The organism is Kitasatospora sp. CB01950 (assembly GCF_001905465.1).
In the GTDB taxonomy this organism is placed as follows: domain Bacteria; phylum Actinomycetota; class Actinomycetes; order Streptomycetales; family Streptomycetaceae; genus Kitasatospora.
This window is the reverse complement of record NZ_LISX01000001.1, coordinates 845874-870365: the sequence shown is the minus strand read 5'-3', so window position 1 is coordinate 870365 and position 24492 is coordinate 845874. Positions and strand designations below refer to the sequence as shown.

General features: G+C 73.3%; 21 protein-coding genes and 1 pseudogene. 8 read left to right on the top strand and 14 right to left on the bottom strand.

Annotated features, from left to right (window positions below; all coding sequences use genetic code 11):
- Window positions 1-77: 77 nt before the first annotated feature.
- Entirely contained in the window at window positions 78-2489 is a 2412-nt protein-coding gene (locus AMK19_RS36870) for a CDP-glycerol glycerophosphotransferase family protein (protein ID WP_143200031.1), read from the top strand.
- Between the two features lie 54 nt (window positions 2490-2543).
- Here AMK19_RS36870 and AMK19_RS04080 read toward each other — a convergent pair.
- From AMK19_RS04080 to AMK19_RS04050, 7 genes and pseudogenes are all read right to left on the bottom strand, one after another.
- Window positions 2544-4280 (bottom strand): annotated as a pseudogene (locus tag AMK19_RS04080) (stealth conserved region 3 domain-containing protein); the annotation flags it as partial.
- Between the two features lie 109 nt (window positions 4281-4389).
- A complete protein-coding gene (locus AMK19_RS04075) occupies window positions 4390-4947 on the bottom strand; it encodes a 2'-5' RNA ligase family protein (RefSeq protein ID WP_073808063.1) in 558 nt (185 codons plus the stop codon).
- The gene (trpS, locus tag AMK19_RS04070; RefSeq protein ID WP_073808061.1) at window positions 4947-5984 is read right to left on the bottom strand and encodes a tryptophan--tRNA ligase; all 1038 of its coding nucleotides are present in this window, start codon (window positions 5982-5984) and stop codon (window positions 4947-4949) included. Before trpS ends, AMK19_RS04075 begins: the two co-directional genes overlap by 1 nt.
- A 29-nt stretch (window positions 5985-6013) precedes the next feature.
- Window positions 6014-7327, bottom strand: a complete 1314-nt coding sequence (locus tag AMK19_RS04065) for a hemolysin family protein (RefSeq protein WP_073808060.1) — start codon at window positions 7325-7327, stop codon at window positions 6014-6016.
- Window positions 7328-7396: 69 nt separating this feature from the next.
- On the bottom strand, window positions 7397-8389 hold the full coding sequence (locus AMK19_RS04060; RefSeq protein ID WP_073808058.1) for a malate dehydrogenase: 993 nt from the start codon (window positions 8387-8389) through the stop codon (window positions 7397-7399).
- Window positions 8390-8645: 256 nt separating this feature from the next.
- Entirely contained in the window at window positions 8646-9044 is a 399-nt protein-coding gene (locus AMK19_RS04055; protein ID WP_073808057.1) for a DUF3017 domain-containing protein, read from the bottom strand.
- 17 nt (window positions 9045-9061) lie between these two features.
- Window positions 9062-9916: a bifunctional methylenetetrahydrofolate dehydrogenase/methenyltetrahydrofolate cyclohydrolase gene (locus AMK19_RS04050; RefSeq protein ID WP_073808055.1), complete on the bottom strand. Its 855-nt coding sequence runs from the start codon at window positions 9914-9916 to the stop codon at window positions 9062-9064.
- Between the two features lie 260 nt (window positions 9917-10176).
- Here AMK19_RS04050 and AMK19_RS04045 point away from each other — a divergent pair, with 260 nt between their 5' ends.
- The 3 genes from AMK19_RS04045 to AMK19_RS04035 all read left to right on the top strand — a co-directional run bounded on the left by AMK19_RS04045 (window position 10177) and on the right by AMK19_RS04035 (window position 11926).
- Window positions 10177-10611 (top strand): hypothetical protein, encoded by a 435-nt coding sequence (locus AMK19_RS04045; protein ID WP_073808054.1) that lies wholly within the window; start codon window positions 10177-10179, stop codon window positions 10609-10611.
- On the top strand, window positions 10608-11054 hold the full coding sequence (locus AMK19_RS04040; RefSeq protein WP_083646468.1) for a DUF2752 domain-containing protein: 447 nt from the start codon (window positions 10608-10610) through the stop codon (window positions 11052-11054). Before AMK19_RS04045 ends, AMK19_RS04040 begins: the two co-directional genes overlap by 4 nt.
- A 140-nt stretch (window positions 11055-11194) precedes the next feature.
- The gene (locus tag AMK19_RS04035; protein ID WP_073808052.1) at window positions 11195-11926 is read left to right on the top strand and encodes an RDD family protein; all 732 of its coding nucleotides are present in this window, start codon (window positions 11195-11197) and stop codon (window positions 11924-11926) included.
- Window positions 11927-11995: 69 nt separating this feature from the next.
- Here the strand turns inward: AMK19_RS04035 and purH are convergent, their stop codons facing one another.
- Together purH and purN are read right to left on the bottom strand one after the other, a co-directional pair.
- Window positions 11996-13579, bottom strand: a complete 1584-nt coding sequence (gene purH, locus AMK19_RS04030) for a bifunctional phosphoribosylaminoimidazolecarboxamide formyltransferase/IMP cyclohydrolase (RefSeq protein WP_073808051.1) — start codon at window positions 13577-13579, stop codon at window positions 11996-11998.
- A complete protein-coding gene (gene purN, locus AMK19_RS04025) occupies window positions 13576-14235 on the bottom strand; it encodes a phosphoribosylglycinamide formyltransferase (RefSeq protein WP_241844213.1) in 660 nt (219 codons plus the stop codon). Before purN ends, purH begins: the two co-directional genes overlap by 4 nt.
- Before the next feature lie 347 nt (window positions 14236-14582).
- On the opposite strand from purN, the gene AMK19_RS04020 reads away from it, so the two are divergent.
- On the top strand, window positions 14583-15170 hold the full coding sequence (locus AMK19_RS04020; protein WP_073808049.1) for a hypothetical protein: 588 nt from the start codon (window positions 14583-14585) through the stop codon (window positions 15168-15170).
- A 24-nt stretch (window positions 15171-15194) separates the two neighbouring features.
- Here the strand turns inward: AMK19_RS04020 and AMK19_RS04015 are convergent, their stop codons facing one another.
- Both AMK19_RS04015 and AMK19_RS04010 read right to left on the bottom strand, forming a co-directional pair.
- Window positions 15195-15863: a response regulator transcription factor gene (locus tag AMK19_RS04015; protein WP_083646467.1), complete on the bottom strand. Its 669-nt coding sequence runs from the start codon at window positions 15861-15863 to the stop codon at window positions 15195-15197.
- The gene (locus AMK19_RS04010; RefSeq protein WP_073808048.1) at window positions 15860-17020 is read right to left on the bottom strand and encodes a sensor histidine kinase; all 1161 of its coding nucleotides are present in this window, start codon (window positions 17018-17020) and stop codon (window positions 15860-15862) included. Before AMK19_RS04010 ends, AMK19_RS04015 begins: the two co-directional genes overlap by 4 nt.
- Window positions 17021-17162: 142 nt before the next feature.
- On the opposite strand from AMK19_RS04010, the gene AMK19_RS04005 reads away from it, so the two are divergent.
- Complete coding sequence (locus AMK19_RS04005; protein ID WP_073808046.1) at window positions 17163-18071, top strand: ABC transporter ATP-binding protein; 909 nt, start codon at window positions 17163-17165, stop codon at window positions 18069-18071.
- A complete protein-coding gene (locus AMK19_RS04000) occupies window positions 18068-18808 on the top strand; it encodes a hypothetical protein (protein WP_073808045.1) in 741 nt (246 codons plus the stop codon). Before AMK19_RS04005 ends, AMK19_RS04000 begins: the two co-directional genes overlap by 4 nt.
- A 261-nt stretch (window positions 18809-19069) precedes the next feature.
- Here the strand turns inward: AMK19_RS04000 and AMK19_RS34960 are convergent, their stop codons facing one another.
- A complete protein-coding gene (locus AMK19_RS34960; RefSeq protein WP_073808043.1) occupies window positions 19070-20338 on the bottom strand; it encodes a cell division protein PerM in 1269 nt (422 codons plus the stop codon).
- A gap of 117 nt (window positions 20339-20455) precedes the next feature.
- Between AMK19_RS34960 and AMK19_RS34115 the strand changes: the two genes are divergently transcribed.
- A complete protein-coding gene (locus tag AMK19_RS34115; protein WP_073808042.1) occupies window positions 20456-22021 on the top strand; it encodes a LuxR C-terminal-related transcriptional regulator in 1566 nt (521 codons plus the stop codon).
- Between the two features lie 75 nt (window positions 22022-22096).
- Here AMK19_RS34115 and sucD read toward each other — a convergent pair whose 3' ends face one another.
- Both sucD and sucC read right to left on the bottom strand, forming a co-directional pair.
- Window positions 22097-22987 carry a succinate--CoA ligase subunit alpha gene (gene sucD, locus AMK19_RS03985; RefSeq protein ID WP_073808040.1) on the bottom strand — a complete coding sequence of 297 codons (891 nt, stop codon included), beginning with the start codon at window positions 22985-22987 and terminating at the stop codon, window positions 22097-22099.
- An 18-nt stretch (window positions 22988-23005) separates the two neighbouring features.
- Entirely contained in the window at window positions 23006-24178 is a 1173-nt protein-coding gene (gene sucC / locus AMK19_RS03980) for an ADP-forming succinate--CoA ligase subunit beta (protein ID WP_073808039.1), read from the bottom strand.
- Window positions 24179-24492 lie beyond the last annotated feature (314 nt).

The window sequence follows — 24492 nt, the reverse complement described above, 5'->3', positions numbered from 1 at the left end:
AATAAATCAATTCCCCCCCTTTTTTGACAAAGGGGGGGAATTGACTTTCCCCCCCTTTGTGCACTGGGATATCGGGAATGTCCCCCCTTGTACGGCGCCTCGCCGTCGCCCGGCCTGCACGTCCCACCGAACCGGCTGCCGCCGCAATGCTGCGCCGCGCCGACTGGGAGAGCGGCGAACTCGTCCTGACCGGCGAGGGCAGGCTCCTCGACGCACCCGGCGAACGCCCCGGACAGACCCGCATCGTCCTGGAACTGCATGCCACCGACGGCAACCACCGCCCGCTGCGGCTGCGCACCGTCCCGCGCTACCTTCCGGAGGCCACCGACGAGAGCGCGCAGACCCGGCACAACCTCGACTGGACCGGCTTCACCGCCCACCTCGACCCGGCGCTGCTGGACACCCCCGCGATGCGCGAGGTCACCGGTTGGCGGGTGGAGGCGGCGGTCAGCTGCGGCCCGCACCGGGCCCGCGCCCCGCTGGCCGCGTACTGGTGCGGCAGCGGCGAGTACCCGCCCACCGGATGGATCGGCCGCGGGCTCCAACTGGTGCCGGTCGTCGAGGGTGGCTCACTGCACCTGACAGTGCGTCCGGCCCGCGCTGTGGTCGACTCCTGCCGTGCCCACCCCGACGGCTTCGAGCTGCGTGGCACCGCCACCGCCACGGGTGGCGCCCTGGTGCTGCGGCACCGCGACACCGGCGCCGTCGTACAGAGCCTGGTGCACTGGCAGGGCCACGGGTTCACTGCCGTGGCCGGCACCGTTCCGCGTCTCGCCGAGGGCCACTGGGAACCCTCGCTGACGCTGCCCGACGGCGACGCTCCGCTCGTCCTGCGCAACCCGCCCACCGGTGCCTGTCAGCTGCCGGAGCCCGCAGGCAGGGTGCTGTACGCCAAACAACTCGCCGACGACCGACTGCAGTTCTGCGTCCAGTCGGCCGAGCCGCTGATCGACCTGATCACTCCCGCCGACAGCGGCTTCGACCTCGCCGGCGAATTCGCCGGGTCCTTGGACACCCCGCTGGAGCTGGTGCTGCGGCACTGCGGCGACGGCCGCGAACGGCGCACTCCGGTCCACCTGTCCGGGGACGGCCGGTTCACCGCCCGGCTGCCGCTCGCCCCCGACGGGCCCGACGGCGCACCCCGCCCGCTCGGCAAGGGCATCTGGGCAGCCGCGCTGTGTCCCACCGGCCAGGACGGGCACCCGGGCCACCCGCTGCGGCTGCACCCGGCGACCCTGCCGCTGCTCCCGGCCCGCGCCCGAGTCGGCACCAAGTCCTTCCTGCTACAACGCCGTTGGCACGACACCCTGATCGTGGACAGCCTCCCGGTACTTGCCGCCCTGGAGCGCAGCGCCCTGCGCCAGCACCGGCTGCGTACCGAGAGCTACCCGTCCGCCCGCCGCCGCCCGCTGCGCGACGCGGTGCTGTACGACGTCTTCGGGGGCCGCGGCTACTCCTGCAACCCGCGCGCCGTGCATGCCGAACTCGCCCGCCGGCAGCTTCCGTTGGAGCACCTGTGGGTGATCGAGGATGGCCAGGAGCAACCGCCCGGGCCGGTCCGGGCGGTCCGCCAGTGGAGCCCCGAGTGGTACGAAGCACTCGCCACCTGCCGCTACTTGGTCGGCAACACGCACTTCCCGGACTTCCTGCGGCGCCGCGACGGCCAGGTGGTGGTGCAGCTGTGGCACGGGACCCCGCTGAAGCGGATCGGCCATCGGATGCCTCAGGGCTGCGCCACCGCCGACGGCTACCTGGAGCGGTTGGACCGGGAGGTACCGCAGTGGAGCCTGTTGCTGTCGCCCAGCCCGTTCGCCACCCCGGAGTTGATCGCCGCATTCGGCCACCGCGGCGAGGTACTGGAGGGCGGCTACCCGCGCAACGACCGGCTGGTCCGGCCCGACCCGGACGAGGTGGCCGCTGTCCGCCGCCGCCTGCGCGTGCCGCCCGGCCACCGGGTGGTGCTGTACGCGCCGACCTGGCGGGACGACCGGCGCGGCGCCGGCGACCGATTCGAGGTCGACCTGCACCTCGACCTGACCGCCGCCCGGGCCGCCCTCGGCCACGACCATGTGCTGCTGCTGCGCCCGCATGTGCACTGCGGCGGCGCGCTGCCGGACGACGACTTCGTCCGCGACGTCGCCGACTACCCGGACGTCCAGGACCTACTGCTGATCGCCGACGTGCTGGTCACCGACTACTCCTCGGTGATGTTCGACTTCGCGGTGACCGGCCGCCCGATGCTGTTCTTCACCTACGACCTGGAGCACTACCGCGACCGCCTGCGCGGCTTCACCTTCGACTTCGAGAAGCACGCCCCGGGCCCGCTGCTGGCCGGTTCCGAGCAGGTGGTGGCCGCGCTGCGCGACCTCGACCCGGCGCGGTACGGGGAGCGCTACCGCGCGTTCCGCGACCGGTTCTGCCCGCTCGACGACGGCGGGGCCGCTGCCCGACTGGTCGACCGGATGCTTGCTCTCGGCACGACCGGCTGAACGAGCCGCCCGGCGCTCGTACGGGCCGGGCACCGGGAAATACGCGGCCAGGAAGCCGGCCATCGCCAGGTCCTGTTCCTCCGCCGGGCTTCCGTCGCCTGTCCCGTCGGCCAGGCAGAACGCCTGCAGGTTGCGCTCGTCGAGCAACCGGGTCATCCGGGCCCGGCCCTCGGCGCAGTCCACTGCCAGGTATCCGTGGGAGAGCGTGCCGTCGACCGCGGCGCCGCGCAGGTGCGCGTGGTAGAGCGCGAGGGTGACCGGGGCAACGTCGGTGGAGGAGCGGAACTCCGAGCGGCCGGTCGCCTCCAGCTCGGGCCGCCAGTGCCCTTCGGCGTCCTCCAGCAGGCTGCGCCGCAGCGGGTGCGGGACGTGCGCGAGGACCCGGGTGAAGGACCGGCCGTGCTCGCCTTCCAGCAGCCGCCGGGTGGTCTGCTGGGCAACGGTGTAGACGTCGGCGGAGCCGGCCGCGGCGGACGGCGGGACAATCCGGGTGTCGCGGAAGACCTTCGGCTGTCCGCTGCCGAGGAAGAAGTCCTCGGGGCGGACCGGGGCGCCGAGGAGTACGTCGTCGTTGAAGTACAGGAAGTGCTCGGCCAGGCCCGGAATCCGGTGCAGCCCGGTCTCGATCGCGTGCGAGTTGAACACCGCTCCGCGGTCCAGCAGTTCGCGGTGCGAGACCAGGGTCAGCCCGGGTACGGAGGTGTCCAGCCACGGCGGCGTCTGGTCGTCGGTGATCAGGAAGATCCGCCGGATCCAGGGGGCGTACATGGCCATCGAGCGCAGGCAGTGGCGCAGTTCGTCACGGCTGCGGTAGCGGTGGTCGCCGTCGTCACGGTCCGTGTCGTCGGCGGCCGGCGCGGCATCGCCGAACAACCGGGTGCGGGCGGCGTCGCGGCGTTCGCGCCAGTCGGGGTCCTGGTCGTCGACCCAGGTGATCACGGCGTCCACCGGGAAGCGGACGTCCTCGGGCAGGACACGAAGGAACGGCTCGGCGACGGGGTAGTCACGCTCGCCGACCCGGACGGTGCCGGCCGCCTCGAGCGAGGGCAGCCACCAGCCGAACGGGGTCTGGTCGATCGAGGCGACGGCGCCGCGCGCGGATCCGTCGCTGTCCCAGAACTCCAGGTCGCAGCCGTGGTCCTCGCCGTAGTAGAGAGTGCGGGTGCCGGTCACCACCGGGCGGTACAGGCGTATGCCCTTGACCGGTTCGGGCAACTCCACAGGCTCCTCCGGCTCCGCGGAGTCCTCGGCCGGCTCGGACCTGCCCTCCGCCGGCTCGATCTCGGCCTCCACCGCATCGGCGGCGGCCTCCACCAGCGGCAGCTCGTGCTCCGCGACGGCCTGCGGAAGCTCCTCGGCGAGCACGGTGCGGTGCACACTGCCGTGGCCGAGCAGCTCGGCGTACACCGGCGCACCGCGGAAGGCGTCGGCGACGACCTCCAGCACCCGGTCCCGGCCGCCGGGGGGAATCGCCAGCCGGTGGCGGGCACCGCGGTCGGGGATCAGCAGGTAGCGCACGCCGGCGGCATCCAGCGCCTCGGCAGCGGCGGTCAGGTTGGCCTGCCGGGCCTCCGGGGCGAGCAGGTCGTCGCGGAGCTCGGCCAGCCGGTCGTGGTGCCGCACCAGGCGGGGTTCGGCAGCCGCCAGTTCGTCCTCGCGGACCCGCTGCGGGTCCGGTGCCGGAGGAGCCTGGGGCGCGGGACGAACAGGGGTGGGCAGGATGCCCAGCCGACGGAGCACCCGGCCCGCGAATCGCCGCGCCAGTTTCGGTACCGACCGCCCACCAGACATGCTTCTCCCGCTCCACGCCGACCCCTTTCGACCGTAACAACGGCGAAAGCCGAAGCGAAGGAAAGGCAAAGGACTCCCAGACAACTCCAGGAATCCGCAGGCAGAACGCTCAGGCTCGCCCGAACGCGTAACCGCGCCACGGCCGCCACACCCCGTCGCCACCGAACGTCGACAGCACGAATTCGGTGACGTCGAACACCGCGCGGAAACTCCGGGCCTGTTCGTACGCCTCGTCCAGGACGGCGTCCGGCAGGCCGTGGGCGACGGTGACGTGCGGGTGGTAGGGGAAGGCGAGTTCGCGGGCGAGCGGGCCGGAGCGCACCTCGGCCTCCAGCTCGCGGCACTCCTGGGCGCCCTCCTCGACCCGGACGAAGACCACCGGGGAGACCGGGCGGAAGGTGCCGCTGCCCTGGAGCAGCATCCGGAACGGGCGCTGCGCCGAGGCCACCGCCCGCAGGTGCTGCTCGATTCCGGGCAGGTGCTCGGCCCGGGTCTCGGTGGGCGGCAGCAGCGTGACGTGGGTGGGTATCGCCCGGGCCTGCGGGTCGCCGTGGCCGGCCCGGGCGTCCTGCACCTGGCTGCCGTACGGCTCCGGGACGTGTATGGACACCCCGATGGTGACGGTCTCTGGGAGACCGTCACCATCGGGGGCGGCAGCCGTCGGCATCAGCGCTTCGGCGCCAGGAAGCCGACCCGGTCGTACACCTCGGCGAGCGTCTCGGACGCCACCGCGCGGGCCTTCTCGGCGCCGAGCGCCAGCACCCGGTCGAGCTCGGCCGGGTCGTCCAGGTAGCTCTGGACGCGGGTCTGGAACGGGGTCACCCAGTCGGTGAACAGCTCGGCCAGCTCGGTCTTCAGGGCGCCGTACATCTTGCCGTCGAAGTGCGCGACCAGTTGCTCGATGCTCATCCCGCTGAGCGCGGAGTGGATCCGCAGCAGGTTGGAGACGCCGGGCTTGTTCGCCTCGTCGTAGGTGACCACGGTGTCGGTGTCGGTGACGGCGCTCTTGAACTTCTTGGCGCTGGTCTTCGGCGGGTCGAGCAGGCTGATCAGGCCCTTGTCGCTGGCCGCGGACTTGCTCATCTTCGCCGCCGGGTCCTGCAGGTCCTGGATCTTGGCGGTGGCCTTCAGGATGTACGGCTCGGGGACGGTGAAGGTCTTGCCGTAGCGGGTGTTGAACCGCTCCGCGAGGTCGCGGGTGAGCTCCAGGTGCTGGCGCTGGTCCTCGCCGACCGGGACGGTCTGGGTCTGGTAGAGCAGGACGTCGGCGACCATCAGCACGGGGTAGGTGAACAGGCCGACGGTGGTGCGGTCGGCGCCCTGCTTCTGCGACTTGTCCTTGAACTGCGTCATCCGGGAGGCCTCGCCGAAGCCGGTGAAGCAGTTCATCACCCAGGCCAGCTGCGCGTGCTCGGGCACCTGGGACTGCACGAACAGGGTGCAGCGCTCCGGGTCCAGGCCGGCGCCGAGCAGCTGCGCGACGGAGACCCGGGTGTTCTGCCGCAGCGTCGCCGGGTCCTGCTCGACGGTGATCGCGTGCAGGTCGACGACCATGTAGAAGGCGTCGTTCGCCTCCTGCATGTCGACCCACTGGCGCACCGCGCCGAGATAGTTGCCCAGGTGGAAGGAGCCTGAGGTGGGCTGGATGCCGGAGAGCACCCGGGGACGGTCCTTCACCGGACCGGTGACCGCTGCGTTGACCATGCGCCCATTCTTCCAGTTCCCCCGACCGCTCAGGAAACGTCCTGCGCACCCGGGTTCGGCAGTGTGACGGCACTCACCCGCAGCCGCTCGATCCGCCGCCCGTCCAGGCGGGCCACGGTGAGCCGGGCCCCGGACTCGGTGAGCACCTGGTCGCCCTTCTCCGGCAGCCGGCCGAGCTCGCGCACCACGAACCCGGCGACCGTCTCGTACGGGCCCTCGGGCAGTGTGAAGCCGGTCTCCTCGGCGAAGTCGGCGAGGTTGAGCAGGCCGTCGAGTTCGACGCCGCCGCCGGCCAGCCGCCGGGTCGCGGTGGTGTCCTGGGCGTCGTACTCGTCGCGGATCTCGCCGATCACCTCCTCGACCAGGTCCTCCAGGGTGACGATGCCCGCGGTGCCGCCGTACTCGTCGACCACGATGGCCAGGTGGTGGCCCTCGCGGCGCATCTCGCTCATCGCCTCCAGCACCCGCTTGGTGGCGGGCAGCAGCTTGACGGGCCGGGCCAGGTCGCGGACCCGGGCGGCCTGCTCGCCGCGCACCCCGTACAGGTCGCGGACGTGCACGAAACCGGTGACGGCGTCGTAGGAGCCCTCCACCACCGGGTAGCGGGAGTGCGGCGAGGAGTCCGTCTCGGCGCGGACCTCGCGCACCAGCCGGTCGCCGTCCAGGAAGGTCACCTCGGTGCGCGGCACCATCACCTCGCGCAGCTGGCGCTCCCCCGCCGCGAACACCTCGTTGATCAACTCGCGTTCGTCCGAACCGAGTTCGGTGTTGGACGCGACCAGGCCGCGGAGCTCCTCCGGGCTCATCGCGCCCCGCCCGGCGGTCGGGTCGCCGCCCAGCAGCCGCACCATCAGGTCGGTCGAGTGCCCGAGCAGCCAGATCGCCGGGCGCAGCACCACCGACATCACGTCCACCACCGGCGCGGCCAGCAGGGCGATCGAGTCGGCCCGCTGCAGGCCGATCCGCTTGGGCGTCAACTCGCCCAGCACCAGCGACGCGTAGGAGATCACCAGGGTCAGGCCGACCAGCGCGACCGCGTCCGCGACGCCGTCCGAGAGCCCGGCCTTCACGAACACCGGCGCGAGCTTGCCGGCCAGCGTGTCGGCGCCGAACGCCGCCGACAGGAAGCCCATGCACGTCACCCCGACCTGCACGGCGGCCAGGAACCGGTTCGGGTCGGCCGCCAGATGCGCCGCCCGGGCGGCGCGGCGGGAGCCCGCCGACTCCAGGGCGCGGATCTGTCCCTCGCGCAGCGAGATCAGCGCGATCTCCGCGACGTTGAACAACCCGCCCAGCATGATGAACACCAGGACGAGCGCGGCGTCCTGCAGGGTTTCGCTCACGGCCCGAGTGTAGGAGAACGGCCGGGCGCCCCGTGGGCACCCGGCCGTTCACACGCGGCGGAGCGGCACTCAGATGAGGCCGAGCTCCTGCACCGCGTCGCGCTCCTCGGCGAGCTCCTTGACGGAGGCGTCGATCCGCTTGCGGTCGAACTCGGAGAGGTCCAGGCCCTGGACGATCTCGAACTTGCCGTCCTTGGTGGTGACCGGGAACGAGGAGATCAGGCCCTCCGGCACGCCGTACGAGCCGTCGGAGACGATGCCCATCGAGGTCCAGTCGCCGGCCGGGGTGCCGTTGACCCAGGTGTGGACGTGGTCGATGGCGGCGTTCGCGGCCGAGGCGGCCGAGGACGCGCCGCGGACCTCGATGATCTCGGCGCCGCGCTTGGCGACCTTCGGGATGAAGAAGTTCTCGACCCACTCCTGGTCGGCGCCGACGGCGTCGAACGCGGACTTGCCGGAGATCTCCGCGTGGAACAGGTCGGGGTACTGGGAGGCGGAGTGGTTGCCCCAGATGGTGACCTTCTTGACGTCCTCGACCGTCACGCCGGCCTTCTTCGCCAGCTGGGCGACGGCACGGTTGTGGTCCAGACGGGTCATCGCGGTGAAGCGCTCGGCCGGAACGTCCGGGGCGTTGCGCTGCGCGATCAGGGCGTTGGTGTTGGCCGGGTTGCCGACCACCAGGACCTTGATGTCGTCCGCGGCGTGGGCGTTGATCGCCTTGCCCTGCGGACCGAAGATGCCGCCGTTGGCGGCCAGCAGGTCGCCGCGCTCCATGCCGGCGGTGCGCGGACGCGCGCCGACCAGCAGCGCGACGTTGGCGCCGTCGAACGCCACGTTCGCCTGGTCGGTGATGGTGATGTCACGCAGCAGCGGGAACGCGCAGTCGTCCAGCTCCATCGCGACACCCTCGGCGGCCTTCACGCCCTGCGGGATCTCCAGCAGACGCAGGTTCACCGGCACGTCGGCACCCAGCAGGTGACCGGAGGCGATGCGGAAGAGCAGCGCGTAGCCGATCTGGCCGGCCGCTCCGGTAACGGTGACGTTGACGGGGGTGCGAGTCATATCTACCTTCTCCAGCTGTCGCCAGGCGCCCCAGGCACATCGGCGCGCTGGAGCCGAGATGATCTCTCGATGTCGAGAGACCCGAGACAGGCTATCGCAGCAGCACGGAGGGGCGCGAAGGCAGGTGGGCGCGCAGACAGGGGCGCGGCAGACTGCGCGAAGCGGAAGGCCCGTCCGCAGGATCGCGACGCAGGACAATGACCTGCACGTGATCGCGACCTTGCGGACGGGCCTTGCGCTTGTCGCGCGGTTCTTCTCAGTGCACCGGGTGCCCGATGAGGCGTCCGATGTTGTCGAGCATGGGGATGTTCAGCCACGGGTTGGGCTGCGCCACCAGGGTGAGCAGCACGATCACCCCGCCGAGGACGAACATCAGGGTGACGTCCGTGAACCGGCTGCGGACGGCGAGCAGGCCGACGTCCGGGAGGCCGAGTCGGAGGAGCGCGCCGAGCAGGGGGGCGACTCCGACGGCGAGCAGGCCGAGGCGGAAGTTCCCGGCCCAGGTGATCAGCAGGCCGAGGGTGGCGACGGCGAGCACCAGGGTGATCGGCCACTGCCGCAGCGGAAGGGTGTGGCCGCGGCCGAGTGCCGCCCGCGAGCCTTCCGGCGGCAGGGTGCCTTCGGTGGTGACGGGGCGGCGGCGGGCGCGCTTCATGACGCCGGGCACCGGTCTCAGACGCCGGCGCGGCGCTCGGCCGCCTCGACGATGTTGTTGAGCAGCATCGCGCGGGTCATCGGGCCGACGCCGCCGGGGTTGGGGGAGATCCACGCGGCGACCTCGGCGACGCCGGGGTGCACGTCGCCGACGATCTTGCCCTCGCTGCGGGAGACGCCGACGTCGAGCACGGCCGCGCCGAGCTTGACGTCCTCGGGCTTGACCAGGTGCGGGACGCCCGCGGCGGCGACCACGATGTCGGCCTTGCGCAGGTGGGAGGCGAGGTCGCGGGTGCCGGTGTGGCACAGGGTGACGGTGGCGTTCTCGCTGCGGCGGGTGAGCAGCAGGCCGATGGAGCGGCCGACGGTGATGCCGCGGCCGACGACCACGACCTCGGCGCCGTCGATGGCGACGTCGTGGCGGCGCAGCAGTTCGACGATGCCGAGCGGGGTGCAGGGCAGCGGGCCGTCGATGCCGAGGACGAGGCGGCCGAGCGAGGTCGGGTGCAGGCCGTCGGCGTCCTTGTCGGGGTCCATCAGTTCGAGGACGCGGTTCTGGTCCAGGCCCTTGGGGAGCGGCAGCTGGACGATGTAGCCGGTGCAGGACGGGTCGGCGTTGAGCTCGCGGACGACGTTCTCGACGTCCTCCTGGGTGGCGGTGGCAGGCAGTTCGCGCTGGATGGAGGAGATGCCGATCTCCGCGCAGTCGCGGTGCTTGCCGTTGACGTACCACCGGCTGCCCGGGTCGTCGCCGACCAGGACGGTGCCGAGGCCGGGGACGATGCCCCGTTCCTTGAGGGCCGCCACGCGGACGGCGAGTTCGGACTTGATCGCGGCCGCGGTGGCCTTGCCATCGAGAATCTGGGCAGTCATGTCTCCATTCTTCCGGATGCGGGGCGGGTGTCGGTGCCGGGGCGGGTGTCGACGCCGGGACGGTCCTGCACGGAGCGTCCCGGCGGCGGCCACGGAGCGTGCCGGGGGATTGCAGTTGTGCCACGTTCGTGCGTGTGGCCTGCATGTGGCTGGACATCGCGCCGCGCCAAAGCTCACGATGACGGGGCAAGTGCCGCCGCCCGTGTCCCGGTGACGGATCGTCCGGCGGCGGGGGACGAAAAAGTCGGGGGAATCGACACGTGAGCAATCCGTACCAGCCGGACCCGTACGGCGGTTACGGCCAGGCCGGCGGCCAGCCCGGGCCGCCGCCGCCGCAGCCGTACGGCTATCCCCAGGCGCCGCCGGCGCAGCCGCAGCCTCCTTACGGCTACGGCTATCCGCAGCAGCCGCCGCACACCTCTCACCCGTACCCGCCCGGTGTGCCGATGGCGGTGAACAATTCGCTGGCCACGGCCTCGGTGGTGGTCGGTTTCCTGGCGATCCTGCTGTCCTGCTGGTTCGTCGGCCTGGCGGGCGTGGTGGGTGTGGGCCTCGGCGTCTCGGGGTTGAAGAGGTCCGCGCAGCTGGGCGGGACGGGGCGTACCGCCGCGATCGGCGGCATCGCGCTGAACTCGCTGGCGCTGCTGATCAGCATCGCGATCGTGGTCCTCTACTTCGCCGTTCCGGACGCATGAGCCCGGCGACGCCCGCGCCGCCCGCCCCGGTGACGGACCGTCCGCTGCCGGTGTCCGGCGCTGCGGCGACGGGCCGTTGGCGGCGGTGGGCCGACACGGTGCTGCGGCTGGCCGCGGTGGCCGGTGCGGCGCTGGCGGTGGCGGCGGTGCACGACGCCCACGACCCGGGCGTGCTCTGCCCGTTGCGGTTGGCGACCGGTGTGCCGTGCCCGTTGTGCGGCAGCACCACGGTGTTCATCGAGGCCGGCCACGCGCACTGGGGGGCCGCGTTGGCGGCGAACCCGGTGACGGTGGCGGCGGTGGCGGCGCTGGTGTTCGCGCCGCTGGGCCCGGCCCGTTGGTGGGGCGCGTTGTCGTACAGCCGGCGGAACCTGCTGCTGGGCGTGGCCGCGATCGTGGCCTGGGCCTGGGAGTTGGTCCGCCTCGGTGTTCTCACGCTCTGAACGGAGGTCCGGCTGATGGCTGTTGATCCCCTCACCGTCGGACTCGTCCGCTACTCTCCGACCCGGTCGGCGTTTCCCCTGCCCGTCCGTCCCCAGGTTTTCACTGTTCCGTCCACGCTCCTTCCTGCCCGGAGGCATCGATGAGCTACCCGCCCGACCCCAACAACCCCTACGGCCAGCAGCCGCCGCCGCAGCAGCAGCCGGGTTACGGCTACCCGCAGCAGCCGCCGCAGCAGCCCGGCTACGGCTACCCGCAGGGCCAGGTGCCGCCGCAGCCCGGCTACGGCTACGGCTACCCGCAGGCGCCCGGCACGATCCAGGCCAACAACGGCTACATCAACATCGCCAACCTCGGCATGGTGCGGGTCGCCACCATGGGCCAGCGTTTCCTGGCCCGTCTGCTGGACGGTCTGATCAGCGGCGTGGTGGTCGGCATCGCGTTTGCGCTGGGCCTGGCCGGCATGGTCGGTCTGTCGAACGACCTCAAGGACTGCTCGGGCTACGACTACGGCACCGTGTCGTACAGCAACTGCGTGAACGAGCAGGCCTCGGCGTCCGGCGGCACCATCGCCGCGTTCTTCGGCATGATCGCCGTGATCGGCGTCTTCAACCTGCTCTACGAGTGGCTGATGGTCGGCCTGGTGGGCGCCACCCTGGGCAAGATGGCCCTGGGCCTGCGCGTGGTCAAGGAGGCCGACGGCCAGAACCCGGGCGTGGGCGGCGGTTTCATCCGCTTCATCATCCCGCAGGTCGGCGCGTTCGTGTGCGGTCTCGGTCAGATCTTGGTCTGGCTGTCGCCGTTCTTCGACAACTCCGGCAAGCTGCAGGGCTGGCACGACCGTGCCGCCGGCACCGTCGTGATCAAGCGATAGCGCCGTAGACGCCCGAGGGCCCCGCACTCCGGACGGAGTGCGGGGCCCTCGGCGTTCCGGGGCGCGGCGTCAGTGGAAGAAGTGCCGGGTCCCGGAGAAGTACATGGTCACGCCGGCCTTCTCGGCGGCGGCGACGACCTCTTCGTCGCGGATCGAACCGCCGGGCTGGACCACGGCCTTGACGCCCGCGGCGAGCAGGATCTCCAGGCCGTCGGCGAACGGGAAGAACGCGTCGGAGGCGGCGTAGGCGCCGACCGACCGCTCGCCGGCCCGGGTGACGGCCAGCTTGCAGGAGTCGACCCGGTTGACCTGGCCCATGCCGACGCCGACCGAGGCGCCGTCCTTGGCGAGCAGGATCGCGTTGGACTTGACGGCCCGGCAGGCCCGCCAGGCGAAGGCGAGTTCGGCGAGCTCGTCGGCGGACAGCGCCTCGCCGGTGGCCAGCGTCCAGGTGGCCGGGTCGTCGCCCGCGGCGTCGACGCGGTCGACCTGCTGGAGCAGCACGCCGCCGGAGATCCGGCGGGACTCCAGCTTGTCGGCGGGGGCCTCGGGGGCGAGCAGCACCCGCAGGTTCTTCTTCTTGGTCAGCACCTCGAGGGCGCCGTCCTCGTAGCCGGGGGCGACGACGACCTCGGTGAAGATCGGGGCGATCTGCTCGGCCAGTTCGACGGTGACCGGGCGGTTGACGGCGATCACGCCGCCGTACGCGGAGACCGGGTCGCAGGCGTGGGCCTTGCGGTGGGCCTCGGCGACGTCCGCGCCGGTGGCGATGCCGCACGGGTTGGCGTGCTTGATGATCGCGACGGCGGGGCCGGCGTGGTCGTAGGCGGCGCGGCGGGCGGCGTCGGTGTCCACGTAGTTGTTGTAGGACATCTCCTTGCCGTGCAGCTGCCGGGCGCCCGCGAGGCCGCCCGTGCCGTCGGTGTAGAGCGCGGCCTGCTGGTGCGGGTTCTCGCCGTAGCGCAGGACGTTGCCGAGCTCCCAGGTGTCGCCCAGGAAGGACGGGAACGCCGCGTCCGACTCGGTGTAGCCGGACTGCTCGAACCAGGAGGCGACGGCGACGTCGTACGCGGCGGTGTGCGCGAACGCGGCGGCGGCCAGCCGCTTGCGGGTCAGCAGGTCGAAGCCGCCGCCCCGGACGGCGGTCAGCACGTCCGCGTAGCGGGCCGGGTCGACCACGACGGCCACCGAGGGGTGGTTCTTGGCGGCGGCGCGGACCATCGACGGGCCGCCGATGTCGATCTGCTCGACGCACTCGTCGGGGGTGGCGCCGGAGGCGACGGTGGCGGTGAACGGGTACAGGTTCACCACGACCAGGTCGAACGGCTCGACGCCGAGCTCCGCGAGCTGCGCGCGGTGCGACTCCAGGCGCAGGTCGGCGAGGACGCCGGCGTGCACCCGCGGGTGCAGGGTCTTGACCCGGCCGTCCAGGCACTCGGGGAAGCCGGTCAGCTCGGAGACCTCGGTGACCGGGACGCCGGCGGCGGCGATCCGGCCGGCGGTGGAGCCGGTGGAGACGATGGCGACCCCGGCGGCGTGCAGCCCCTGGGCCAACTCCTCCAGACCGGTCTTGTCGTACACGCTGATCAGCGCGCGCCGGATCGGGCGTACGTTCTCGGAGACGGGGGTGTTGGCGGAGGAAGCGGCGCTCATGCCGGAATCCATACCTTTCGGTCTTCGATGCGGTGTCCTTCGCGGGCCAGCCGGCCCACGACCTCGACGAGCAGCTTGCGCTCGACAGTCTTGATGCGCTCGTGCAGCGCGTCGCCGTCGTCGGCGTGGTCGGCGTCCTCGACCTCCACCACGCCCTGGGCGATGATCGGCCCGGTGTCCACGCCCGCGTCCACCAGGTGCACGGTGCAGCCGGTGACCTTCACGCCGTATGCCAGGGCGTCGGTGACGCCGTGCGCCCCGGGGAACGCGGGCAGCAGCGCGGGGTGGGTGTTGACGGTGCGTCCGGCGAAGGCGCCGAGGAACGCGGGGCCGAGGATCTTCATGAAGCCGGCGCTGATCACCAGGTCGGGCCGGTGGGCGGCGACGGCGGCGGTCAGCGCGGCGTCCCAGGAGGCGCGGTCGGCGTGGTCCTTGACCCGCTCGACGAACACCGGGATGCCGACCCGCTGCGCCCGGTCGATGCCGGCGATGTGGTCGCGGTCCGCGCCCACCGCGACGATCTCCACGCCGTATGCGGGGTCGGCGGCGGCGTCGATCAGCGCCTGGAGGTTGGTGCCGGAGCCGGAGACGAGCACCACCAGGCGGGCCGGTCCGGGGGTACGGGGCGGGAACACCTGGGCGTCAGCGGCAGCCACGGCAGCGATTCTCCGTAGGTCGTGTCGCCCGCTGGTACGTCCACCGTCGGTGGGGCCATTACGGGCGGCGGCAGGTCGGGAACCGTCGACGGGCACGGACGGCCGCGGCGCTGCGGGGCCCTGGGAACCGTCGGGAGCTGCCGACCGTCACCACGATAACGGCTGGTGGGAGGCCACCCGTAACCACCCGGCAACGCTACGCGCGTAGTTGAGACGGGGATCTCCCGGCCGTCCGACCCCGGACGTACGGGGTACCGTACAGCCGCGATGCGCGTGAGGGATCATTGACCGACCGCCCACTCCCCCACCGCCGGGCGGACCGACGACGAGCAGAAACGGCCGACACCATGAGCAGCGGCGAGGACAGCGGCGAGCGCAACCCCTTCGCGCCCCCTCCGCCCGGCGCCCCGGACCAGCCCTGGCGTCCCCGCGTCCCGCAGTCGCCCTCCGGTGAGCGGCCGGACGGATCGCCGGAGGGCGACGGCCCGCAGCCGCCGCAGTGGGGCCCGCGCCCCGAGCCCGGCCCGCAGGGCCCCCGCCTCGACCTGGCCGACCCGACCCACCGCACCGCCCGCAACGCCCTGCTGTCGGGCTTCGGCGCGCTGCTGACCACGCTGTTCGGCCTGTTCTGGATCGGCTTCCCGCTGTCCCTGCTGGCCGTCTGGTACGCCGTCGCCGTGCTGCGCGTACCCGCCGAGCCGGTCACCGACCCGTTCGCGTCGCGCCCGGTCCGCCCGCAGGTCCCGGCGGCGCTCTCCGCGCTGCTCACCGGCGGCCTGGCGCTGGCGATGTCGCTGGCGACCTTCGCCCTGCAGTTCACCTACCACGACTACCTGGACTGCGTGAACTCCGCGATCACCAAGGAGGGCGTGCAGAGCTGCGGCACCGACGTCCCCAAGTGGGTGACCACCATCTACGAGGGCCCCGCGGAGTGACCTGCGGCCGGGCCGCCCCGGCGGTCAGGCCTCCTCGGCGGACGGGGTGACGAAGCCCGACTCGTAGGCGGCGATCACCGCCTGGGTGCGGTCGCGCGCGCCGAGTTTGCCGAGCAGGCTGCTGACGTGCGTCTTGACGGTCTGCACGCCCAGGTGCAGCCGGTCGCCGATCTCCGCGTTGGACAGTCCGCGCGCCATCAGCCGCAGCACCTGCCCCTCGCGTTCGGTCAGGCCGGCCCGGGCCACCGCCCCGCCGTCCGCGGCCCGTTCGGCGCGGGCCGCGGCGAGCCGGCGGATCGACGCCGGGAACAGCAGCGACTCGCCGGCCGCGACCAGCCGCACCGCCTGGACGATCTCCGCCGGGCGGGAGCGCTTGAGCAGGAAGCCGTCCGCGCCGGCCCGCAGCGCCTCGTACACGTAGTCGTCGGCCTCGAAGGTGGTGACGACCAGGATCTTCGGCGGCTCGTCGGCGGCGCGCAGGATCGCCCGGGTCGCGGCCAGCCCGTCGACGCCGGGCATCCGGACGTCCATCAGCACCACGTCGGGGCGCAGCGAGCGGACCAGGCCGAGGGCCTGGGCGCCGTCCTCGGCCTCGCCGACCACGCCGATGCCGTCCTGGGCGTCCAGGACGGCGCGCAGGCCGGCCCGGATCAGCTCCTCGTCGTCGACCAGCAGCACCTTGATCATCGTCATCGGCCCAACCGTAGTGGCAGCCGGACCCGCAGCAGCCAGTCCGTTCCGTCCGGGCCGGCCTCGCACTCGCCGCCGAGCAGCACGGCGCGTTCGCGGATGCCGCGCAGGCCCTTGCCGCCGCCCTTGCGGCTGCCGGCGCCGCCGCCGGTGCGCGGGGTGCGGCAGTCCAGGGCGAGGACGCCGTCGGCGACGGCGCCGCGGATGCCGATGGGTGCGCCGGGGGCGTGCCGCAGCGCGTTGGTGACGCCCTCCTGGACGATCCGGTACGCCTCGCGGGACAGCACGCCCGGCAACTCGCCGACGCGGACGTCCAGTCGGACGTCGACGGGGCTGCCGGCGGCGCGGGCGGCGGCGAACAGTTCCTCGGCGCGGTCCAGGCCGGGCTGTTCGGTGGCGGCGGTCTCGGGGGCCTCGCGGAGCAGGACGAGCATCCGTTCCAGGTCGTCCAGGGCGCGCCGGCCGGTGGTCTCGATCGCCTCCAGCGCCCGGTCGCGGAACGCCGGGTCGGCGACCTCGCGGGCCGCGCCGGCCTGGAGGACGGTCACGGTCAGGGCGTGGCCGATCGAGTCGTGCAGTTCGCGGGCCAGCCGGTTGCGTTCCAGCAGGCGCTCCGCGCGCAGTTCCGCGGCGGCCAGCCGCTCGGCCGCCGAAGGCCCCAACAGCCTTACGGCCAGGGCGAGTTGAAGCCTTCCGGCGAGCACCACCAGCCACAGCAGGGCGAACAGCACGAGCGGGGCGAGCAGCACCTGCGGGCCGAACGGCGGCCCGGCCGCACGGGCGGCCGCGCCGAGCGCCCCGACGGTCAGCGCGCCCGCCGCGGTACCGAGCGCCACCCGGGCGACCAGCCAGAGCGCCGTCCGCCCGCGATCGGCCCAACTCGCCGACGGCGCGACGCCGATGGACTCCTCGCGCTCCGGCGCCAGCAGCAGCCGAGCCTGCACGCCCTCGGCCCGCCGCACCGCCGGCACCAGCGCGACCAGGCACAGCAGCGGCACGTCGACCGCGCTGCCGACCAGCAGCGCCCGCCCGGTGGAGACGCCCTCCGTCCCCGGGTAGACCAGCAGCACGATCCCGGCGAACACCAGGCCGATCAGCAGGTGCAGCCAGCGGGCGTAGGTGACGGGGCGCAGCAGCGGAGCGATCAGCGGTGCGGGCATCGCGCCATCCTCCCGCACCGGCCCCCCGCCGCATCCTCCCTCCCGAGAGGGAGACGGACCACTCCCCGGCGGGATCTCCCGTGCGCGGCACGCCGGTTGACTTGCTGTCACAGGCCGAAGGGCACCGACGGAGGGAGCCGGCGTGATCGAGATTCGTGACCTGACCAAGGCGTACGGGGAGCGCCGGGTCGTCGACGGCCTCACCTTCCGGGTGGCGGCGGGCCGGGTGACCGGCTTCCTCGGGCCGAACGGCGCGGGCAAGTCCACCACCCTGCGGATGGCGCTCGGCCTGGACCGGCCGACCTCCGGCACGGCCCTGGTCGACGGCCTGCCCTACGCCCGGCTGACCGAGCCGCTGCGCCGGGTCGGCGCCCTGCTGGACGCACAGGCCGTGCACGGCGGCCGCACCGCCGCCGGCCACCTGAGCTGGATCGCCGCCTCGCACCGGCTTCCCGCCCGCCGGGTGGACGAGGTGCTGGCCCTGGTCGGCCTCTCGGACGCCGCCGGCCGCCGGATCCGCACCTTCTCGCTCGGCATGCGCCAGCGCCTGGGCATCGCCGCCGCCCTGCTCGGCGACCCGGCCGCGCTGCTGCTGGACGAGCCGGTCAACGGCCTGGACGCGGAGGGCATCCGGTGGATCCGGACGCTGCTGCGCCGGCTCGCCGACGAGGGCCGCGCGGTGCTGGTCTCCTCGCACCTGATGGCGGAGATGGCCCGGACCGCCGACCACCTGGTGGTGATCGGCCGGGGCCGGCTGCTGGCCGACACCTCCACCGCCGACTTCCTGGCGGAGAACGGCCGCCGCCGGGTCCGCGTCCGGGCCGTCGACCCGGCCGGGCTGGCCGCGCTGCTCGCCGAGGCCCACCCGGAGGCGGTGCCGCTCGGCGACGGCGCGTGGGACGTCCCCGACGCCGACCCGGGCGAGCTGGGCGCGCTGGCCGCGTCCCGCCGGGTGGTGCTGATCGAACTGTCCGTCACCCACGATTCCCTGGAGGAAGCATTCATGCGGATGACCGCGGACGCCGTCGAGTACCGGGCGGTGACGGCATGAGCGCCACCACGTTCCCGCTGCGCGCCGAGTGGGCCAAGTTCACCACGCTGCGTTCGCTGTGGACGACGCCGCTGCTGGCGGTCGCGCTGAGCGCGGGCATCACCGCCGTCGTGCAGTTCTCCTACGGGAAGACCGACACCTCGCTCACCGAGGACCCGATGGAGGGCGTGTTCTACGGTCTGAACTTCGGCCAGGTCGCGGTGGTCTGCCTGGGCATCCTGCTGGTCGGCCAGGAGTACGCCTCCGGCACCCTGGCCACCTCGCTGGCGGCCGTCCCCGACCGGGTGCGGTTCTTCCGCGGCAAGCTGCTGCTCGGCGCGGGCCTGGGCCTGGCCGTCGGGGTGCTCTCGGTGGCGGGCCAGCTCGCCGCCACCGAGGCCTCGGTGGGCCTCGACCTGTCCGCCCCGGGCACCGCGCGGGCGCTGGCTGCGGGCATGCTCTACCACCCGCTGCTGCTGGTGCTGTGCCTGTCGCTGACCACCGTGCTGCGCAACCAGACCGCCGCACTGGGCCTGCTCTCCCCGATGGTCTTCCTCGGCACCACCGCACTGTCCGCGATCCCCGGAGTCCGTGACGTCGCCCAGTTCCTCCCGGACCGGGCCGGCCTGTACGCGATGCGCCTGCACGACGCCCCGGACGTCCACTACGGCCACACCACCGGCCTGCTGCTGGCAGCCGCGTGGACGGCCCTCGCAGTGGCGGCAGGCCTGCGCACCCTGCGCCGCCGCGACGCGTGACGCGCTCTCAGGCGGCCAGTCGGCACACCGGCCGGTAGACGCCGGCCCGGACCCGCACCACCGGGCCGGGCCCGCCGCGGGTGCGCCACCAGCGCGCCGGCACCGCCGCAGCCCGCAGCCCGCAGCCCGGCACTCTGCACCAAGCCGAACTGTCAAGGCGGCGGCCTGCTGCTGACGGCCATGTGGACTGCCCTCGCCGTCACGACGGACCCACACCCTTCACCACCGTGCCGCCTCTGACGCCTCTGACGCGTGTCGCTCTCAGGCGGCCAGTCGGCACACCAGCCGGTAGGCGCCGGCCCGGACCCGCACCACCGGGCCGGGCCCGCCGCGGGTGTGCCACCAGCGGGCCAGCACCGCGCCCGGAACCGCCACGGCCAGCAGCCAGGCGCTCTGCGCCAGGCCGAACTGCCATGGCACCGGCCCGAGTTCGGACATCCGCCGGACCCCGAGCGCACCCCCGCAGGACCAGCCGGCCAGCATCCCGAGCGGGGCGGCGGCCAGCGCGGTGACGGCCGCGACCACGGCGGTCTGCGAGATGCTCCAGCGGGTCGCGGCGCGGCCCAGCAGCAGCGCGGCGACGACCGCGGCGGCGGCGGGCGCCACGCCGACCAGCAGGTGCCAGTCCGCGCCGCGCCGTTCGGGCAGCACCGCCAGCAGCGGGAAGTCCGGGACGGCGCCCAGCCGGGTGCCGAGCGGCCCGGCGTGGCTGCCCGCGCCGACCGTGAAGCCCGGGCCGAGCGCGTAGCCCGCCGACCACAGCAGCGCGTTGGGCACCAGCGTCAGGCAGGCCAGCAGCATCCCGAGCCATCCGGCGGTGTCGCCGCCGAGCCGCTGCGCGCTCTGCCCTGCCGAGCCGAGCAGCACCGCCGCCAGGAACACCGCCCCGCCGCCGGCCAGCAGCGCGGCCCCCCACCCGGCCAGCGCCCGCAGCGCCACCGGCTCCGCGCCGTCCGACGGCCACAGCGCCTCGGGCAGCGGCAGCCGCGGCAGCTGCCCGGGCCGGCCGAGCCCGACCCACAGCCCGTAGCCGAGCGTCCCGGCGGTCAGCGCCGCGACCGCCAGCAGGTCCGGCACCGCCCGCGAGCACAGCGCGGCCTCCGGGTCGGCGCACTGCGCGACGGCGGCAGCCGCGACCAGCTGGTACCCGGCGTACATCGCCAGCGGGGAGCGCCAGCGGACGAACCCGCGCCCCCGGGCGCGCCGGGCCAGCCGGCGACCGGCCCGGACCAGCAGCACCGAGATGACGACCGTGAGCAGCAGCGGAGTGATCGTCACCGGCGCGGCCTCGGGCCCTCGGGCGAGCGGCGCGCCGTGGCCGAGCAGCCAGAGCCCGAACGCCGTCCCGGCCGCTCCCTGCGCCGAGTCGTCGCCGTACGGGGCCAGCACCCACAGGCCGAACACCGGGACGGCGACCACGGACAGGGTGAGCAGCGCGGTACGGACCCCGGCGAGCAGATCGGCGAGGGGGGAACGACTGTCGAGTTCGCTCGGCAGGCCGAGAATCGGACGGCCCATCAGCTGCGTCATGGGCCACATGCTGCCAAGGCCGCGCGTTACGGGGTGTCAACGCGCAAACCTTCGCCGTGTCCCGGATTATCAGTACATGTGCCTATCGCCGGGACGGATTCACAGCGGAGGATTGCGGTGACTTCACCTTCTACCGCCGAACCCGAGCGCACCACCGGAGACTCGCCCTCCGACAACGCCCAACGCCTGCTGCGCCGCCTCACCCCGCGCGAGGCCCAGGCACTGGCCAGGCTCGCCGCCGGCGACGACCTGCGCACCCTGGCCCGCCGGCTCGGCATCGCCCCCGGCGCCGCCCGCGCCCACCTCAACCGCGCCATGCGCAAACTCGGGGCCGCCAGCCACGAGGAGGCCGCCGCCCTCGCCGCCGCCCTGGCCCGGCCACCCGGGCCGCCGGCCGCCGCCCGCCCGAAGAAGCGCCGGAAGGCTTCACCCGATCCGGCGACGGACGACACGCCGTCCACCGCCCCCGCCCCGCCCCGGCCGCCGGTGCCCGAGACCGCGCCCGAGACCGTCGAGGCCGCACCTCCTGACGCACCGTCCGACCCGTCGGCCCCCGAGCCCGCAGCCGAAGCCGAGGCCGAAGCCGAGTCGGAGGCCGAGTCGGAGGCCGAGCCGGAGGCCGTCCCGGTCGACTTCGCCGAGTTCGCCGCGCTGGTGCACACCCGGCTGGTGCAGCAGACCTTCCTGCTGACCGGCCACCGGCACCGCGCCCTGCACTGCGTGCACCTGGCGCTGGGCGCGGCGGGCCGCCGGTGGGAGGAGGTGTCGGCGACGGCGGACCCGGAGGGCCGGGTGCGGTCGGCGGCGTTCGACCTGGCGCTGTCGCCGTGGCACCGGGGCGGCCCGCGTCGGGCGCGGGTGCTGCGGGCGCGCCGCCGGATCAAGGTCGCCGAGCCGGTCGTCCCGGAGCCGCCGACCCGGCTGACGCCTCGGGACCGGGCGCTGCTGAAGGCGTTGCAGCGGTTGTCCCGGCCGCGCCGCCGGGCGCTGGTGCTGCACGACACGCTGGGGCTGTCGGTGGAGCAGTTGGCGCTGGACGGGGAGTCCAGCACGGCCGCGGCGGAGGCCCGGGTGCGTTCGGCGCGCGCCTCGCTGGCCCGGGAGGTCCCGGCGCTGGTCGGCGCGGACCCGGACGACCCGGAGTTCGCGGAGCGCCTCGCCGAGTTGCTGCACCGGGCGGCGGTGCACGGCTGCCCGGGCCCGCGGCTGCCCTCGCCGGCCCTGCTGGTCGCGGACAGCCGCCTGCACACCGGCCTGCTGACGGGCGCGGCCGCCGCGCTGACGGTGGTGGTCGGCACGGCCGTGGCGACCACCCTGCTGGGCGTGGGCCCGGCCGACCTGCTGCGACCGGTCCTGCCGGCGGCGACGGCCTGCACGGCGGCGGGCTCGGGCAGCGCGGGGCCGGCGGCGGCGGAGGGCGCGCCGGGCCTGCGGACGCCCTGGTGCGGCGCGTCGCCGGGGTCTCCGACCCGGCTGATCGGCCCGCCGGCCCGGGTGCTGCCCTCGGTGCAGCCGTCCGACGACGCCGACGAGGACGCGGACAGTGCGGATGCCCTGCCGGTGCCCTCGGCGTTCGGGGTGCACCGCTCGCTGCCGGTCCCGCTGCCGGGCCGCCGCCCGCTGCCGCCGCCGCTGGCGAACGCGTGCGTCCCGTTGGCGCACTGCCGCACGCCCGGCGTCTGAGCACGCCCCCGCGGAACGCCGAAGGCGCCGCCCACCGGAAGGTGGGCGGCGCCTTCGTGCCGAAGCGGTGTCGCCTTACTTGGCGGCGGCGATCAGCTCGCGGGCCAGGCGGGCGGTCTCGGACGGCGTCTTGCCGACCTTGACGCCGGCGGCCTCAAGGGCCTCCTTCTTCGCCTGGGCGGTGCCGGAGGAGCCGGAGACGATGGCGCCGGCGTGGCCCATGGTCTTGCCCTCGGGCGCGGTGAAGCCCGCGACGTAGCCGACGACCGGCTTGGTGACGTGCTCGGCGATGTAGGCCGCGGCACGCTCCTCGGCGTCGCCGCCGATCTCGCCGATCATGACGATCAGCTCGGTCTCCGGGTCCTCCTGGAACGCCTTGAGGGCGTCGATGTGGGTGGTGCCGATGACCGGGTCACCGCCGATGCCCACCGCGGAGGAGAAGCCGAGGTCGCGCAGCTCGTACATGAGCTGGTAGGTCAGGGTGCCGGACTTCGACACCAGACCGATCTTGCCCGGGCCGGTGATGTTGGCCGGGATGATGCCCGCGTTGGACTGTCCGGGGCTGATCAGGCCGGGGCAGTTCGGGCCGATGATGCGGGTCTTGTTGCCCTTGGCGCCGGCGTGGGCCCAGAACGCGGCGGTGTCGTGCACCGGCACGCCCTCGGTGATGACGACGGCCAGGCCGATCTCGGCGTCGATGGCCTCGACGACGGCGGACTTGGTGAACGCCGGCGGGACGAAGATGACGGTGACGTCGGCACCGGTCTTCTCGATCGCCTCGACGACGGTGCCGAACACCGGAACCTCGGTGCCGTCCACGTCCACGGTGGTGCCGGCCTTGCGCGGGTTCACGCCGCCGACGATCTGGGTGCCGGAGGCGAGCATGCGGCGGGTGTGCTTCATGCCCTCGGAGCCGGTCATGCCCTGGACGATGACCTTGCTGTCCTTGGTAAGGAAGATAGCCATGGTGTTAAGTCCCCTTCCTTACTTGTTGGCCAGCTCGGCGGCGCGGTCAGCAGCGCCGTCCATGGTGTCCACCTGCTGCACCAGCGGGTGGTTGGCGTCGGTCAGGATCTGACGACCCAGCTCGGCGTTGTTGCCGTCCAGGCGGACGACCAGCGGCTTGGTGACGGCCTCGCCCTTGCTCTCCAGGAGCGCGAGGGCCTGCACGATGCCGTTGGCGACCGCGTCGCACGCGGTGATGCCGCCGAAGACGTTGACGAAGACCGACTTGACGTCGGTGTCGCCCAGGATGATCTCCAGGCCGTTCGCCATCACCTCGGCGGACGCGCCGCCACCGATGTCGAGGAAGTTGGCCGGCTTCACGCCGCCGTGGTTCTCACCGGCGTACGCGACGACGTCCAGGGTGCTCATGACGAGGCCCGCGCCGTTGCCGATGATGCCGACCTGGCCGTCGAGCTTGACGTAGTTCAGGCCCTTCGCCTTGGCCGCGGCCTCCAGCGGGTTGGCGGCGGCCTTGTCCTCGAGCGCCTCGTGCTCCGGCTGGCGGAACTCGGCGTTCTCGTCGAGGGAGACCTTGCCGTCCAGGGCGATGATCTTGCCGTCGCCGGACTTGATCAGCGGGTTGACCTCGACCAGGAGGGCGTCCTCCTTGATGAAGACGACCCAGAGCTTCTGCAGGACGTCGGCGACCTGGTCGGCGATCTCGGCCGGGAACTTCGCCGCGGCGACGATCTCGGCGGCCTTCTCCGCGGTCACGCCCTCGTTGGCGTCCACCGGGATCTTGGCGAGCGCGTCGGGGTTCTCCTCGGCGACGACCTCGATCTCCACGCCGCCCTCGACGCTGGCCATCGCCAGGAAGGTGCGGTTGGTGCGGTCGAGCAGGAAGGAGACGTAGTACTCCTCCTTGATGTCCGCGGTCTGCGCCAGCATCACCTTGTGGACGGTGTGGCCCTTGATGTCCATGCCGAGGATGGCCTCGGCCTTGGCCACGGCGTCCTGGGGGTCGGACGCGAGCTTCACGCCACCGGCCTTGCCTCGGCCACCCACCTTCACCTGAGCCTTGACGACGGCTCGGCCGCCGAAGCGCTCCGCGATGGCGGCAGCGTCTGCGGCGGTCTCGATGACATCGCCGTCAAGCACGGGTACACCGTGCTTGGCGAAGAGGTCCCTCGCCTGGTACTCGAACAGGTCCACGTGTTTGTCCTTGTTCGTGGTCGCGGAATGTGTCTCTACGAGCGTGCCACGGCAGGATCTTCGCTGCGGGTCGTCGGCGCTGAGCGGGTACGCAGATGTACGGCCTTGCGGCCCACCAAGTTGCCGGGCGCATCGTCAATCAACACGCGCGTCACGTCCGCATGGCAGGTTATCCCCGGACGGCGGGCAGGTTTCGCCCGGGACCGGCTCGACCTTCGTGAGAACCGTCACAGCGGCCCCGGCCAGGCGTGTCGCCGGGCCCCTCACCAGCCCGGGGCGCGCGACGGGCGACCGCACCACAGGACCACCCGCAC

What these genes read in the sequence shown, in the direction of transcription:
- AMK19_RS36870 (WP_143200031.1), top strand. Translation starts at nt 78, where the DNA reads ATGTCCCCCCTTGTACGGCGCCTCGCCGTCGCCCGGCCTGCACGTCCC.
- AMK19_RS04075 (WP_073808063.1), bottom strand. Translation starts at nt 4,947, where the DNA reads ATGCCGACGGCTGCCGCCCCCGATGGTGACGGTCTCCCAGAGACCGTC.
- trpS (WP_073808061.1), bottom strand. Translation starts at nt 5,984, where the DNA reads ATGGTCAACGCAGCGGTCACCGGTCCGGTGAAGGACCGTCCCCGGGTG.
- AMK19_RS04060 (WP_073808058.1), bottom strand. Translation starts at nt 8,389, where the DNA reads ATGACTCGCACCCCCGTCAACGTCACCGTTACCGGAGCGGCCGGCCAG.
- AMK19_RS04055 (WP_073808057.1), bottom strand. Translation starts at nt 9,044, where the DNA reads ATGAAGCGCGCCCGCCGCCGCCCCGTCACCACCGAAGGCACCCTGCCG.
- AMK19_RS04050 (WP_073808055.1), bottom strand. Translation starts at nt 9,916, where the DNA reads ATGACTGCCCAGATTCTCGATGGCAAGGCCACCGCGGCCGCGATCAAG.
- AMK19_RS04040 (WP_083646468.1), top strand. Translation starts at nt 10,608, where the DNA reads ATGAGCCCGGCGACGCCCGCGCCGCCCGCCCCGGTGACGGACCGTCCG.
- AMK19_RS04035 (WP_073808052.1), top strand. Translation starts at nt 11,195, where the DNA reads ATGAGCTACCCGCCCGACCCCAACAACCCCTACGGCCAGCAGCCGCCG.
- purH (WP_073808051.1), bottom strand. Translation starts at nt 13,579, where the DNA reads ATGAGCGCCGCTTCCTCCGCCAACACCCCCGTCTCCGAGAACGTACGC.
- AMK19_RS04020 (WP_073808049.1), top strand. Translation starts at nt 14,583, where the DNA reads ATGAGCAGCGGCGAGGACAGCGGCGAGCGCAACCCCTTCGCGCCCCCT.
- AMK19_RS04015 (WP_083646467.1), bottom strand. Translation starts at nt 15,863, where the DNA reads ATGACGATGATCAAGGTGCTGCTGGTCGACGACGAGGAGCTGATCCGG.
- AMK19_RS04010 (WP_073808048.1), bottom strand. Translation starts at nt 17,020, where the DNA reads ATGCCCGCACCGCTGATCGCTCCGCTGCTGCGCCCCGTCACCTACGCC.
- AMK19_RS04000 (WP_073808045.1), top strand. Translation starts at nt 18,068, where the DNA reads ATGAGCGCCACCACGTTCCCGCTGCGCGCCGAGTGGGCCAAGTTCACC.
- AMK19_RS34960 (WP_073808043.1), bottom strand. Translation starts at nt 20,338, where the DNA reads ATGACGCAGCTGATGGGCCGTCCGATTCTCGGCCTGCCGAGCGAACTC.
- sucD (WP_073808040.1), bottom strand. Translation starts at nt 22,987, where the DNA reads ATGGCTATCTTCCTTACCAAGGACAGCAAGGTCATCGTCCAGGGCATG.